Origin of the sequence: Parabacteroides sp. CH2-D42-20 (assembly GCF_003670185.1) — a bacterium.
GTDB lineage: Bacteria > Bacteroidota > Bacteroidia > Bacteroidales > Tannerellaceae > Parabacteroides > Parabacteroides distasonis.
On sequence record NZ_RAYG01000040.1, the window covers coordinates 26,103 to 39,278 of the forward strand.

The 13,176-nt window shown below is 50.1% G+C and carries 8 protein-coding genes; 3 read left to right on the forward strand and 5 right to left on the reverse strand.

What is annotated here, in order from left to right:
- Positions 1-48: 48 nt before the first annotated feature.
- Together D7V92_RS19700 and D7V92_RS19705 are read right to left on the reverse strand one after the other, a co-directional pair.
- Entirely contained in the window at positions 49-1,026 is a 978-nt protein-coding gene (locus tag D7V92_RS19700) for a type I phosphomannose isomerase catalytic subunit (protein ID WP_121773596.1), read from the reverse strand.
- A gap of 22 nt (positions 1,027-1,048) precedes the next feature.
- The gene (locus D7V92_RS19705; RefSeq protein ID WP_022192727.1) at positions 1,049-3,067 is read right to left on the reverse strand and encodes an alpha amylase C-terminal domain-containing protein; all 2,019 of its coding nucleotides are present in this window, start codon (positions 3,065-3,067) and stop codon (positions 1,049-1,051) included.
- 98 nt (positions 3,068-3,165) lie between these two features.
- On the opposite strand from D7V92_RS19705, the gene D7V92_RS19710 reads away from it, so the two are divergent.
- Positions 3,166-5,454, forward strand: coding sequence for a cation:proton antiporter (locus tag D7V92_RS19710; protein ID WP_121773597.1), 2,289 nt, complete (start codon positions 3,166-3,168; stop codon positions 5,452-5,454).
- Positions 5,455-5,483: 29 nt separating this feature from the next.
- Positions 5,484-6,068, forward strand: coding sequence for a nitroreductase family protein (locus D7V92_RS19715; RefSeq protein ID WP_022192728.1), 585 nt, complete (start codon positions 5,484-5,486; stop codon positions 6,066-6,068).
- A gap of 2 nt (positions 6,069-6,070) precedes the next feature.
- Here D7V92_RS19715 and D7V92_RS19720 read toward each other — a convergent pair whose 3' ends face one another.
- Both D7V92_RS19720 and D7V92_RS19725 read right to left on the reverse strand, forming a co-directional pair.
- Positions 6,071-9,052, reverse strand: a complete 2,982-nt coding sequence (locus D7V92_RS19720; protein WP_121773598.1) for an SbcC/MukB-like Walker B domain-containing protein — start codon at positions 9,050-9,052, stop codon at positions 6,071-6,073.
- Positions 9,049-10,299 carry an exonuclease SbcCD subunit D gene (locus D7V92_RS19725; RefSeq protein ID WP_121773599.1) on the reverse strand — a complete coding sequence of 417 codons (1,251 nt, stop codon included), beginning with the start codon at positions 10,297-10,299 and terminating at the stop codon, positions 9,049-9,051. Before D7V92_RS19725 ends, D7V92_RS19720 begins: the two co-directional genes overlap by 4 nt.
- 294 nt (positions 10,300-10,593) lie before the next feature.
- On the opposite strand from D7V92_RS19725, the gene D7V92_RS19730 reads away from it, so the two are divergent.
- Complete coding sequence (locus tag D7V92_RS19730; protein WP_121773600.1) at positions 10,594-11,844, forward strand: TonB-dependent receptor; 1,251 nt, start codon at positions 10,594-10,596, stop codon at positions 11,842-11,844.
- A gap of 47 nt (positions 11,845-11,891) precedes the next feature.
- Here D7V92_RS19730 and D7V92_RS19735 read toward each other — a convergent pair whose 3' ends face one another.
- The gene (locus D7V92_RS19735; protein ID WP_121773601.1) at positions 11,892-13,139 is read right to left on the reverse strand and encodes a sensor histidine kinase KdpD; all 1,248 of its coding nucleotides are present in this window, start codon (positions 13,137-13,139) and stop codon (positions 11,892-11,894) included.
- Positions 13,140-13,176: the final 37 nt, after the last annotated feature.

Genomic DNA, 13,176 nt, shown 5'->3' on the forward strand with positions numbered 1-13,176 from the left:
GGCGGAAACAGCATGTTCCCGCCTTCATTATTATTTTAGTGAGTGATCTTATTGACCGATATAAGTCTCCATGAACTTAGCGCCCGGAGCCGGAGAGATGGTTATTACCTCCGTATCCGCAGGGATCAAGACAGTATGACCTTGGTGAACAAAGATCTCGTTTCCTTTATTATCACGGATGGAAGCCTTGCCTGCCATACAGATGTAAACGACAAAAGAATCCAGTTCCGAGAAATTACGAACCATAATCGTATCCAGATCCAAAAGGTTTGTCGTGAAATACTTACAGTCCGCCAACTCTACCGTGGCATTCGTATGACCTTTGTAGTGAGTACGGTAATCCGGATACAACGTATAATCGATAGCGTCTTTCGCCAATTCCGTATGCAACTCACGGCCATTACCGTTCGCATCTTTACGGTTGTAATCGTAAATACGATACGTGATGTTGCTGGTCTGCTGGATCTCGGCGATAAAACAACCCGCTCCGATCGCATGCACACGTCCCGCCGGCAAGAAAAATACATCACCTTCATTTACGTCGTAACGTTGAAGCACATCCATGATCGTATTGTTCTCCACCCGTTTCACGTATTCCTCTGCGTCGATTTGCTCAGAGAAACCGGAATACAAGCCAGCGCCTTTCTCTGCCTTGATCACATACCACATCTCCGTCTTACCGAAAGAGTTGTGGCGCTTTTTCGCCAGCTCATCGTCCGGGTGAACTTGAATAGATAAATTATCACGGGCATCGATAAACTTGATTAGCAACGGGAAAGTCGTCCCGAATCTCTCCATCACCTTCTCTCCCAGCAATTCCTTGCCATAAGAGCGGATCAACTCATCCAAAGACTTACCTTCCAACTCGCCATTATCGACGATTGAATAATTTCCCTCAACATGAGAAAGCTCCCAGCTCTCGCCTACACCATTCTCAACCGGAGTAATACCCTTAAACGGGCAGATATCTGAACCGCCCCAAATCACCTTCTTGAGGATCGGCTTAAATGTAAATGGATATAACATAACGTGTTTTGTGTATAGAGTTTTACTTTTTGACCTTCACTTTCCTTAATACGACGGCGCTACGTGCCGGGATATAAAGTTTCAGCCATTCTTTCTTTTCTTTCTTATATAACGGATCAAATTGCGTGAAATGCCTTATGGTATCATCAGCCAAGCCAAACCCCCCGAAACGGGTAGCGTCGGTGTTCAATACGACCTCATATTCTCCCTTCGGAACCAAGAAACCGTAATCCGTGAACGATTTCGTCGGGCTAAAGTTGAACACAAAAACCAAGTCTTTACGCATATAAGCCAATATCTGATCGCCATCATTATCCCAAACCTTCTGGATAGGGGTATCTTGGAAATTCTTCACATCCCCGATCAATTCCAACATCTCACGGTCGAAATCGCCCAAGAAATGGTACTTCAAATCCAAGTTGTCCACCAAATCCCATTGGCGGCGAGCGTATTTATAAGACCATCCATTGCCCTCCCTCGGGAAGTCGATCCATTCCGGATGCCCGAACTCATTTCCCATAAAGTTCAGATAACCGCCATTAATAGTAGAAGCCGTAACCAAACGGATCATCTTATGCAAGGCGATACCTCTATCTACCATGAAATTATGGTCATCTTTTTGCATATGCCAATACATATCGGCGTCGATCAAGCGGAAGATGATCGTCTTATCACCCACCAAGGCTTGATCGTGGCTCTCGGCATAACTGATCGTCTTCTCATCGGCACGACGGTTCGTCGTCTCCCACCAGATCGAAGACGGATGCCAATCCTCATCTTTCTTTTCCTTGATCGTCTTGATCCAATAGTCCGGGATGTTCATAGCCATGCGATAATCAAAGCCATAACCACCATCCTCTATCTTAGCCGCCAAACCCGGCATGCCACTCACCTCCTCGGCGATCGTTATAGCGCCCGGATTCACCTCATGGATCAATTTATTGGCCAAGGTTAGATAAGCGATAGCGTCGCCATCTTGGTGGCCATTAAAATAATCGCCGTAATTACAGAAAGCCTCGCCCAAGCCATGGCTGTAGTAAAGCATGGAGGTCACGCCGTCGAAACGGAAACCATCGAACTTATACTCCTCCAGCCAGAACTTACAATTCGACAATAAGAAATGAAGCACCTCGTTCTTTCCATAATTGAAGCACAGGGAATCCCATGCCGGATGCTCACGGCGTTCGCCACTCAGGAAATATTGGTCATACGAACCGTCAAAGCGGCCTAATCCCTCCACCTCGTTCTTTACGGCGTGGCTATGTACGATGTCCATGATCACGGCGAGACCCATCCCGTGCGCCTCATCGATCAGTTGTTTCAACTCGTCCGGCGTACCGAAACGGGAAGAGGCGGCGAAGAAGCTACTTACGTGATAGCCGAACGATCCATAATAAGGATGTTCTTGTATAGCCATGATCTGAATGGCGTTATAACCATCCTTCGCTACACGAGGCAATATATTTTGACGGAATTCATTATACGTCCCCACCTTCTCCTCGTTGGTGCTCATACCGATATGGCACTCGTAGATCAAAAGGGGAGACTTCTTAGGTTTGAATCGTTTATTCTTGAATTTATAAGGTTTCTCCGGGTTCCATACTTGAGCGCTGAATATCTTAGATTGCTCATCTTGCACCACCCGGCGAGTCCATGCGGGAATACGTTCTCCGCTACCGCCGTCCCACTCGACCAGCAACTTAAACAAGTCCTCATGATACATCTGCGCATCGGTCAAAGCGATCTCCCATACGCCATTCGCCTTACGTTTAAGCTTGTATTTATTATCTTTCTGCCATCCGTTGAATGTTCCAATCAAATAAATAGCGGTAGCATTCGGCGCCCATTCACGGAACACCCAGCCTTTCGTGGTTTTGTGTAACCCAAAATAAAGATATCCGGAAGCCATCTCGGATAAGGTTAGTTTACCATTATTCGTCAGGCTCTTTTCTTTATCAATCACGTATTGATACCGGCCTTCTATAGCCGCCTCATAAGGGGCCAGCCACGGGTCATTTTTTATCAGATTTAGAGACTCCATGATTTATTATAATTTGGTTCTCGGCAAAGATAAAAGAAAAAAACATACCCATTGATAATATTAGGATATTTCTTATATTCGCGGTAAACCGTACAAAGATGAGCAAAGGAACAAAAAGTATAGCCTTTTACCTAATGATGATCCTCATTTTCGGTTCGCTGATGTACTTTATCGCCAAAGAAGGGGAAAGTCAGCAACTGGAAAATTCGATTGCGTCCATCCAAAACGCACCTAGTAATTTAGAAGAGGGATTTACCATATTTACTCAATTATTAGTACATAATATCGAGTCTTCCATAGGAATTCTGCTTTTACAAATCATCACGATATTGCTTACGTGCCGTTTGTTCGGTTGGTTATTCCAGAAGATCGGGCAACCCACCGTCATCGGCGAGATCGTTGCCGGAATCGTGCTAGGGCCGTCCGTATTAGGCAATTTATTCCCGGAGGCTTCCGCCTTCCTTTTCCCTGTGGAATCGTTGGTGAATATAAATATGCTGAGTCAATTCGGACTTATACTCTTTATGTTCGCTATCGGGATGGAACTTAACATCTCCGAGGTAAGGAAAAAGCTGAAAGAGACGATCTTAATCAGTCATACCAGTACGATCGTCCCCTTCTTTTTCGGTATGCTGACCGCCTATTTCGTGTACGACAAATATGCGGATAAGAGTACGCCTTTCCTCTCTTTCGCCTTGTTTATAGGTATCGCCATGAGTATTACCGCCTTTCCCGTATTGGCACGTATTATCCAAGAGAAAGGACTTACCAAGACACATTTGGGTACCATCTCGTTGGCAAGCGCGGCGAATGGGGATATCACCGCATGGTGCTTGCTAGCGGTTGTCATAGCGATCGCACAAGCGGGTTCGATGTTAAGTGCCGTTTACAACATTTTATTCTCAGTCCTTTACATAGTGTTTATGTTTTTGGCGGTGCGGCCATTCCTGCGGATGATCGGACATATTTACCACAACAAGGAGGTAATCGACAAGGGGCTAGTAGCTTTCATCTTCTTGCTATTGATCACCTCGGCTTATCTGACTGAGATATTGGGATTGCATGCCTTATTCGGCGCTTTTATCGCAGGGGTGGTGATGCCGGGAAATGTCAAATTCCGCAAGATCATGACCGAGAAAGTAGAGGATGTATCCCTTGCTCTATTTCTTCCCTTATTCTTCGTATCTACCGGATTACGTACGGAACTAGGTCTTCTAAACAAGCCTGAGTTATGGTGGCTATGCCTTATCTTCATAGTCGTGGCCATCGCAGGAAAGTTTGGGGGAGCGATGTTCTCCGCCCGATTCGTGGGTGAGAGCTGGAAGGATAGCCTATACATAGGGGCGCTCATGAATACCCGCGGGTTGATGGAGCTGGTCGTATTGACGATCGGGTACGAGATGGGGATATTGACACCTTCCGTATTCGTGATCTTAGTGCTAATGACGCTGGTCACCACCTTTATGACAACACCGTTGGTCTCATTCATCAAATTCTGTTACCGGGCGCATGACAAGTTGATGGAGCAAAAAGAGAGAATGCCATTAGAGGGGATATTCAAGGTACTGTTGTCCTTCGGACGAGCCGGAAATGGACAGATCATGCTGGACGTAGCCTACCAGATGTTCGCCCAAGGCAAAAACAAACTGGAGCTGACGGCACTGCATTTGACGGTTGGCTCGGATGTAAACCCGCTACACACGGATAATTTCGAGGAAGTCAGCTTCGGCCCGATCCTTTACGGGGCCAAGAAGCTGGGCATTCAGATACAGACCCGCTACGAGGTATCGAACAACGCCGGAGTGGATATTTGTAGCATCGTAAACAATGAGGGGTACGATTTCCTTCTGGTCGGTTCCGGGATATCGATGAGCAACACACCGGACGATATAGCGGCAAGCCATTATCGGGCCTCGTTCTACAACCGTTATTTCAAACGCTTCAAGGCTCCGGAATCCTGGTTTTATCCGGGTGCCTTATTGAAAGACAAGACGAAGATGTTTATCGAGCAAAGCAATTGCCCGGTAGGTGTATTCGTGAACCGGAATTTCGTCAAGGCATCGAACGTAATCGTGGTCATCGACTCCGAGGAGGATTTATTCCTGTTGGGATACGCCCAGACCTTATTGAAGTCTACACACGGCTCGGCCAGCGTACTTGATAAATCCAGCAGCACGACCCCGGGGAACGAGGTGATCAAGGAAGGAATCCTGCGATTCACGGAAGACGTGAAGCAGACCACGCTTCTACGAGAGAAAGACCTTACGCCCCAGTCTTTCAACGGCTTCAACTTCATGCTGATCAGTTATAAGACATGGAACGATGTCTCCGAGCACCGGAAAGAAGCCTTGCAGAAGATGCCTTCTACGTTGATATTAAGTAAATAATCCGTTATAAACCATATAAACCCGTCTTTATGAGAATCTGTCTTTTCTTCTTGATCACCGTTTTCCTCATGGCCTGCTCCTCTACGGGGAACCAGCGGCAGGAACCGGAAAACCAGACCTTGGAAACGATACTCAATCGCAAAAGCGTACGTAAGTATAAGGATCGCCCGGTAGAAAAGGAAAAGATAGACAAACTGATACGAGCCGGAATGGCCGCCCCTTCCTCCCGTGACAGGCGACCTTGGGAATTCATTATCGTAACCGACCGGAAAGCCTTGGATGCGATGGCCGAAGGCCTTCCCTTCGCCCGGATGCTGAAAGAGACAAGGCAAGCGATCGTCGTTTGCGGCGATACGATCAAATCCTCCAACGCTTGGTTTCTGGATTGTTCCGCCGCCTCGCAAAACCTGCTACTTGCCGCCGAATCCATGGGATTGGGAGCCGTATGGACGGCTGTTTACCCCTATCCGGACCGGATTGAGATCGTCCGGAAAGAGCTTCGGCTACCGGATCATATCATGCCGTTGAACGTCATACCTGTGGGATACCCCATGCAGAAAGAGACTCCCAAAAACAAATACAACGTCCAACAGATCCATCACAATGGCTGGTAAAGCTATATGACTTCCAGATAACTCCGTCCGTTTCCCGCCCGGCTCACCCGGATCTGTACGGGAATACGTTCCGTCATTTCCTGTACGTGCGAGATAACGCCGATCTTGCGCCCTTGCGTACGTAGGCTCTCCAAGGCATCCATAGCGACCCGCAACGTCTCCGCATCCAAAGAGCCGAAGCCCTCATCGATAAACAGGCTCTCTACCTTCATCCGGTTCGAGGAGAGAGAGGACAAGCCTAGCGCCAAGGCCAGCGAGACCAAGAAAGATTCCCCTCCGGAAAGGCTATGCACGGTACGGATCTCGTCGCACATATCTTGGTCGATCACCTGCAAAGCCAAGGTATCCGGCACACGCTCCAACCGGTAACGCTGGGATAGTTGCCGCAATTGCACATTCGCGTAACTCAACAAGACATCCAAGGTGTAGCCTTGGGCGATCCTACGGAACTTGGCGCCATCCGCCGAGCCTGCCAATTCATTCAGCTTCGCCCAACGCTCGCTCATCGCCCTCCGCTCCGAGAGCTCTTGCTGGAAGCCGGCTATCTTCCGCTTATTCTCCTCGTGCGTACGCAGACGGAAACTACATTCAGACTTTTGGGCCGTCATTTCCGACAGAGATTCCTCCAGCGTCTTCCCCTCGGAGTTCTCTTGATAGGCGACCATCCAGTTATCCAGCTCCTGCCGGCGTGCGGAAAGGAGACCGGAAGTCTCCGCCAGATCCTTCTTGATCTGTTCCGTAATCCCCCGGTATTGCTCCACCTCGCCGGCGTGCTTCGTCGTACTCTCTTGCAGCTGCTTCAAATGGTTCTTCAAGGCTTCCACCCGTTCGTGGAAGGTACGTTCCACTTGGTCGGCGGGCTGGCCTCCCAGCAGGAGATTCCGCTCCGAACGCAAGCGGGTATAGGATTGATTCTTCTCGTCGTAGGCTTTCGCGGCGTCCTCGTACTGCTTGCGCAAGGGAGGGAGGAAAGCCTCGTACGACTCCCGTTCCGCTTTATAGGCGCTCCGCTCCCGTTCCAATTCCCGCAAGCGTTCCCCGTTGGCTTGCCACTGCCGGGCGAAATCCGTCAAGGTCTCCCGGAAGCTTTCCGGCTCCTTGTTCCAGCCCGTCTGCCATGCGTCGTTCCCGAACAGGGCGTTGGCGGCGGATAGGGATTGGGACAGCTTCTCCTGCTGCTCCCGCTTATCCAGTTCTTCCCGGTCGATTTGCTCGGACAGGGATTGTAGCTGGTTCCTTAATTCCGTCCGTGCGTTCTCGTCCGCAGCGAGTTGTTTATGCAGCTCCAGTTCTTTCTGTTGCAGGGCGGCGAGTTGTTTCCCGCAGGCCTCCTGCCGTTCTTTCCGGTCGAGAAGCCGCTTGAGGCGCAGGGTAGCTTCCGAGATGTGATCCGCCAAGGCCAACAGACGCTCATGCGCCTCGTGAGAGGCGAAAGGATGCTCAAGGCTTCCGCAGACCGGGCAAGGCGTTCCGGCGATCAGCTTGTCCCGCAGGCTTTTGATATCGCCAGTCGTCACGAACTGGGCTTGCTCCAACAATAAACGCTCCCGTTCCGTACGGAAGGTCTCGATCGATCGATCCAAAGCCTCCGGTTCCAATTCCTTGAGGGCTAGCGCTACGGACTTCCGCTCTTCCTCAATCTTTACCTGTTCCTTGGCGTGCGTCTCCGCCTCCCGCCGCAAGGACTGTCCTCGCACCTCCAACCGCTGGATTTTCTGTCGGATAGCTAGCAAGGCCTTGTCCGACCGCTCGGCTGCCCGGCGAGCCGTGAGGCAGGTATCCAGATGGATCAGCAAGGCCGACAGTTGCTCGGCGATCCCCTCCTTGCTCCGGTAGCGTTCACGCCACGACGTCAGCTTGTCCCATTCCTCCGAGGCTTTCTTCTGCCGCTCTTCCACCTTCCTGAGTTTCTCTTCCGCCTCCTGCTTCCGCCGGGAGAAGTCTTTCATCCGTTCATCGGCCTCGGAGCGGGCTTTCAAGGCCGATTCCAGTTGCACGTCCAGTTTCCGGGCCTGTTGCAATTCCAGTCGCAGACGCTTAGATTCCTCATCCGTCCTCGCCAATCGCACCTCCCCTTGCTCATACTCCTTCCTTGCGGTTTCCAGCGATGCCAACGCCCGTTCCAAGAAACGGGCGTTCTCCTCCCGCTGTTTTTCCTTCGAGGCGATCTGGACCTCGGCCGCTTTCACGGCCTCCCGCAAGCTTTGCCGCTCGGCCCTCGCCTTCTCCAGACGGGCCAGCTCCCCCTCCAAGACCGAAAGGCGGGTTTGGGAGGCTTCCACCTCCTCCTCCGATAGAAGCTCTATGCCTTGTACGCGGGCGTATAGCTGCTCGTAGGCCTCCTTCGCCTCGGCGTTCTTGGCGAAGATCCGGCGGGAGATCTCCGAGTATTGCTCCGTACCGGTCAGTTTCTCCAGCAAGGAGGCCTTCTCGCCCTGCTCCGCTTTCAGGAAGGTAGAGAAATCGTTCTGGGCCAAGAGCACCGAGCGGGTGAACTGATCGAAAGTCAGGCCGATCAGCTCGATGATACGGGCTTGCAGGTCCTTGTTGGTTCCCGGCTCCTCTTTACCGGCATCTATATTATATAATGTAAGGCGAGCGGCCTGCAAACGTCCACTCTCCTTCTCCCGGGCCCGGGATACGGACCAGCGGGCGCGATACCGACACCCGTTCAGCGCCACGAAATCCACCTCGGCGTAGCCCGAGGCCGTCCCGCGGCGCAAGAGGAAGCGGGGGTCGCTTTGCGGCAACACCTCCTCTTGCACGTCCCTCAGCCGCACGTTATTCTCCCTCGCCAGCTCCGTTCGCGGCGTACGGGAGAAAAGGGCGAGGCACATGGCATCCAGCAACGTGGATTTTCCCGCCCCCGTAGGCCCGGATATAGCGAAGATACCCGCCGAAGCCAAAGGCTCTTCCGTAAAATCAATGGAAAACTCTCCTTCCAGCGACGCCAGATTGCGTCCTCTGATCGCCAGCACTCTCATAAAGAAACCTCCCTCATCACCTCATTAAACAATGTCTCTATCTCCTCGGGCAACTCGCCTCCGTATTTCACGGCAAACGTATGCCTCAGCATATCCAGCGGGGCTATCTTTTGCAAATCGTTATACGATAAGGTCCTCTCCTCCGCCTCCCCTTCCCGCCGGGGATACGAAGGAACGATGGAGGTGAGGCGGACCGCCTTCCCGACCAACGCCTCCTCTACCCGATGGCGGAACGTAGGGTCCGGCTCCGTCAGCAGGACCCGTATCTCCACGTAAGGCCAGCGGCTCTCGTCCTCCCTGCCCTCCTCCGGCTCCGGAAGCCCGGCGAGGCATCGCAAGACCTCCTCCGGAGGTAACGGGCTGTCCGGTATACGCAGCAAGTCCGCAACTCTTGGGATCTCGATCGCCTCGATACCAGCGACCTTCCCCTCCTCGACCGCTACGGCTATCACTTGATGCCGGTAATTCTTCTCCGAGAACGACATGGGAAGCGGGCTTCCGGCGTAACGTACCGCCTCGCGCCCGCCGATCCGTTGCGCTTTATGGATATGCCCCAGCGCCGTATAAGCGATCCCGGCGTCGAAGGTATCCGCGGATACGGACTCCAGACCTCCCATGATGGCGCGCTCGCTCCGGTCGTCGTCCGACAACTCGGCTCCGGTAGCGTGGAGGTGTCCCAAGGCTACGATCGCCTCGCCGGGATTCCTCCGGGCATCCGCATAAGCGTAGAGCTGCCGGTACATCCGGCCGATACCCGCCACATACGAGTCGGGCTCTCCCTCGGGCGCCGCCGGGTAATCCCCTTGGCGGAGGAAAGGCACCGCCAGGCAAAGCGCCTCCCGCTCTCCCGCCCGGTTCCTTAAAGGGACGACGAGCGAGGCGAGGTCGATCTCCCCGGAATCCGTCCTCCCCACGATACCGACAATCGAGGTATTCAATTCCTCCAGCAAGGGATTCGGGGCTTCCAGACGGATCGCAGAATCGTGGTTGCCGGCGATGATCACGATCTGCAAGCCCGGATTCAGGCGATTCGCCTCCCGCAGGAAACGATAGAAACGGCGTTGCGCCCCGGCGGAAGGGTTCGTCACGTCGAACACGTCGCCGGCGATCAACAGGACATCCGTCTGCCGCTCCACCAAAAGATTTGTCAGAAAACCGAGGAAAGCCTCGTGTTCAGCCTCCCGGTCGTAGCCGAAAAAGGTCTGGCCCAGATGCCAGTCGGCGGTATGGATAAGTTTCAATGCCATATATTGTCATATTTATAAAAGCAAAGGTACAATTTTTTTCCAGGTTCTTTCTTTTGCCGTCAACATAGCCAAAGAGACATATCCGCATCAAGGGAATAAGTTGTCGTTTCTTCTTTTTCAGGTCTATTTCAGCAATATACATCATAATATATGTATTTTAGTCCTAAGTTTATAAATTCTTTTGTTACATTTAGAGCGAAGAATGATCATCAACCGTTTTTCCCATAGCAACGGATATCATAGATTTCCTAAAGGCAATGACATAGTTTACAATAAAAAAACTAAATAAAAATCATGTACCATCTGATATTAAACGTTCTAGTTTTCTTTCTCCCATTGCTTCACGGGGATAAATCGACCGCATCAAATCCGGATATCAAGGAGGGAAATGAGGCTTACACAGTCTCATTCTATCCGGAAGGGGGCCGATTGATATTAAATACCGCCTGCGTAGTCGCATTCAAGGCAGAAAGCAGAGATGGTAAAACATTAGATATCTCAGGAGAGATCGTGGATGACAGAGGTAATATTGTACAAAACGTAAAATCCTTATATAACGGATTAGGATATTTCAATATTTACCCAAATGAAGGAAGGAGCTATTATCTGAACTGTAAAAGCACAGAAGGTATAGAAAAAAGCTTTATATTACCTGCCGCAACCCTATCAATAGGGATAAAAGTACATTTCAAAGAAGACCAAATATTAGTCTCGGTCTCAAAACCAGAGCATTTGCAATTTAAAGACACTTTATATATACTGTTACAATCCGAAGACTCCATCGTTTATAAAGACATTTGGGATTTCTCAAGGAGATGGATCGTATTCGAGAAAAAAAACATCAAGACCGGACTGTCTAGTTTTCTTTTAGTAGATAGTAATGGCGATCTACTTTCCGGGCGACCGTTTTTCAAGCTAGAAAATATCTCATCACTCCAATCTTTGCCTCCGGACTTCAAGATAAGGCTACTTCCTATCATGAACGATCCGGGAACCGACTCCATACGGAAGAATCTCGTATTGGATACTTTGGCCAAGACTTTAACAATCGACCAGGAACAATCGGAACCTGATAAAAGGCCAGATGATGATATATGGAAGACCATCGAGTTGGAGAATGTAGAAATCAAGGCATTCAAGAAAGAAAAACAGAATCAAGGACTCTATTCGCCTGTCCAAGCTTCCAGCCGTATTTATAGCTCCCAAGATATAGAACGGTGGCATATAAATGAGATGAAATCGTTATTATCTCGCTTTAGCGGGGTTAAATTTATCTTCGATGACGTTAAGCAAAAATATTATCCGGTACTCCGTGACGCGATAACTTCCTTTAGATCAAAAAATGAAGGGAAACCCCTAGTCGTGATCGATGACACGCCTTTTATCGATTTCGACATCCTAGATTACCCCGTTAACGACATAGAAGAGATATTTTTACTAAAAGGATCAGACGCTGCCATATGGGGGCCTAAAGCTAGCAATGGAATTATCGTCATTATAACCCAAAGAGGTAAATCCACAAAAATCGAGCAAAAAGAGGAATAAAATGAGAATCCCGTCTAGGGTCGGCAAGACATCCGCTTCCCGCTCCACTATCCCCCCTTGTATACCGGCAGCACGACCGAGAAGCGGCTTCCTTCTCCCTGCTTAGAACTCAGCGCTATCCGTCCCCCCAAGTTTTGTACGATTCCTTGGCAGATAGACAACCCTAGACCGGCCCCTTGGCTGAATTCATCTTGCTTGAAAAAACGGCTGAATACCTTCTCTTGTTCCTCCTCCGATAGACCGATCCCGGAATCCTCGACAAAAATCGCCGCCTCATCCGTCCCCCTCAGATGCTTAAATCCCAACTTTATATATCCGCTATTCGTGAATTTACAAGCGTTTGTCAAGAAATTGGTTATAACTTGCGAAAGTCTCTTTTTATCCGTATAGATAAACAAATCTCCCTCCGCCTCTTTCGAGAATCGTAGGTGGGTGGGGACCAATAACTGATGGGCGAGGTAAAGATCGTCGACCAACTCCTTGACGGAGCAGCTCTCTTTCTCGAATTTCATTTGTCCCGATTGAAGTCTCGAAACCTCCAGAATATCATTGATGAGCACCAACAACAGATCGCAGCTCTGATTGATCGTCTTGGCAAACAGCTGCTTGTCGGCCTCGTCTAAGTCCTTCTCCGAGGCCAGCAGGTTCGAGAAGCCTACGATAGAGTTCAGCGGCGTACGTATCTCATGGCTCATGTTCGCCAAGAACTTTTGCTCATACCCCCTCATGAGGATAAGCTCTTTTTCCCGTTTCTTCATGTCATTGATATTGATAAGTATACCACTCACGTCTTTACCTCCCTCCGCATTATCTACCGCAGGCATGGCGCTAAAGCGGAATTCCCACCATTCATAATTAGATCCGGCGAAGCGGGCACGGCATTGGAATACCTCCTTGTCCGCCTTCCATAAGGATTGCCTCTGCAGCTTGAAAGCGATGAGATCATCGGGATGTATCAATTTCCACATCTCCTCCAACTCGATTCGCGACGGCTGGTCACCGACAGGATACTTGAAAAAGAACTCCTCATCCTTGAATTCCCAGATGTATATGCCTCCACACTGTATGGCCAAATCCAAGAAGAAATTCTTTTGAGACAAACGGGAGAAGATCATCTTGACTTGCCTCTTCTCCCGCCGGTACAGGTATAAGACAACGATTAGCAGCAGGATAGAGGAGATCTCAAAAATAGGCCTCAGTCTGTAATACTCAAATAAGGGGGAGCGCTCGGGCAGTAAATAGATCGCTGCGAACAAAGCCGCCAAAACCAAGAATATGTAAAGTAGGTGCTTCATCATTCTTCAAATTTATAAGTCCTCGCGGGACTACGGT

Excerpts from the sequence above, each read along its gene's own strand:
- D7V92_RS19700 (WP_121773596.1), bottom strand. The coding sequence starts at position 1,026 with ATGTTATATCCATTTACATTTAAGCCGATCCTCAAGAAGGTGATTTGG.
- D7V92_RS19705 (WP_022192727.1), bottom strand. The coding sequence starts at position 3,067 with ATGGAGTCTCTAAATCTGATAAAAAATGACCCGTGGCTGGCCCCTTAT.
- D7V92_RS19710 (WP_121773597.1), top strand. The coding sequence starts at position 3,166 with ATGAGCAAAGGAACAAAAAGTATAGCCTTTTACCTAATGATGATCCTC.
- D7V92_RS19715 (WP_022192728.1), top strand. The coding sequence starts at position 5,484 with ATGAGAATCTGTCTTTTCTTCTTGATCACCGTTTTCCTCATGGCCTGC.
- D7V92_RS19720 (WP_121773598.1), bottom strand. The coding sequence starts at position 9,052 with ATGAGAGTGCTGGCGATCAGAGGACGCAATCTGGCGTCGCTGGAAGGA.
- D7V92_RS19725 (WP_121773599.1), bottom strand. The coding sequence starts at position 10,299 with ATGGCATTGAAACTTATCCATACCGCCGACTGGCATCTGGGCCAGACC.
- D7V92_RS19730 (WP_121773600.1), top strand. The coding sequence starts at position 10,594 with ATGTACCATCTGATATTAAACGTTCTAGTTTTCTTTCTCCCATTGCTT.
- D7V92_RS19735 (WP_121773601.1), bottom strand. The coding sequence starts at position 13,139 with ATGAAGCACCTACTTTACATATTCTTGGTTTTGGCGGCTTTGTTCGCA.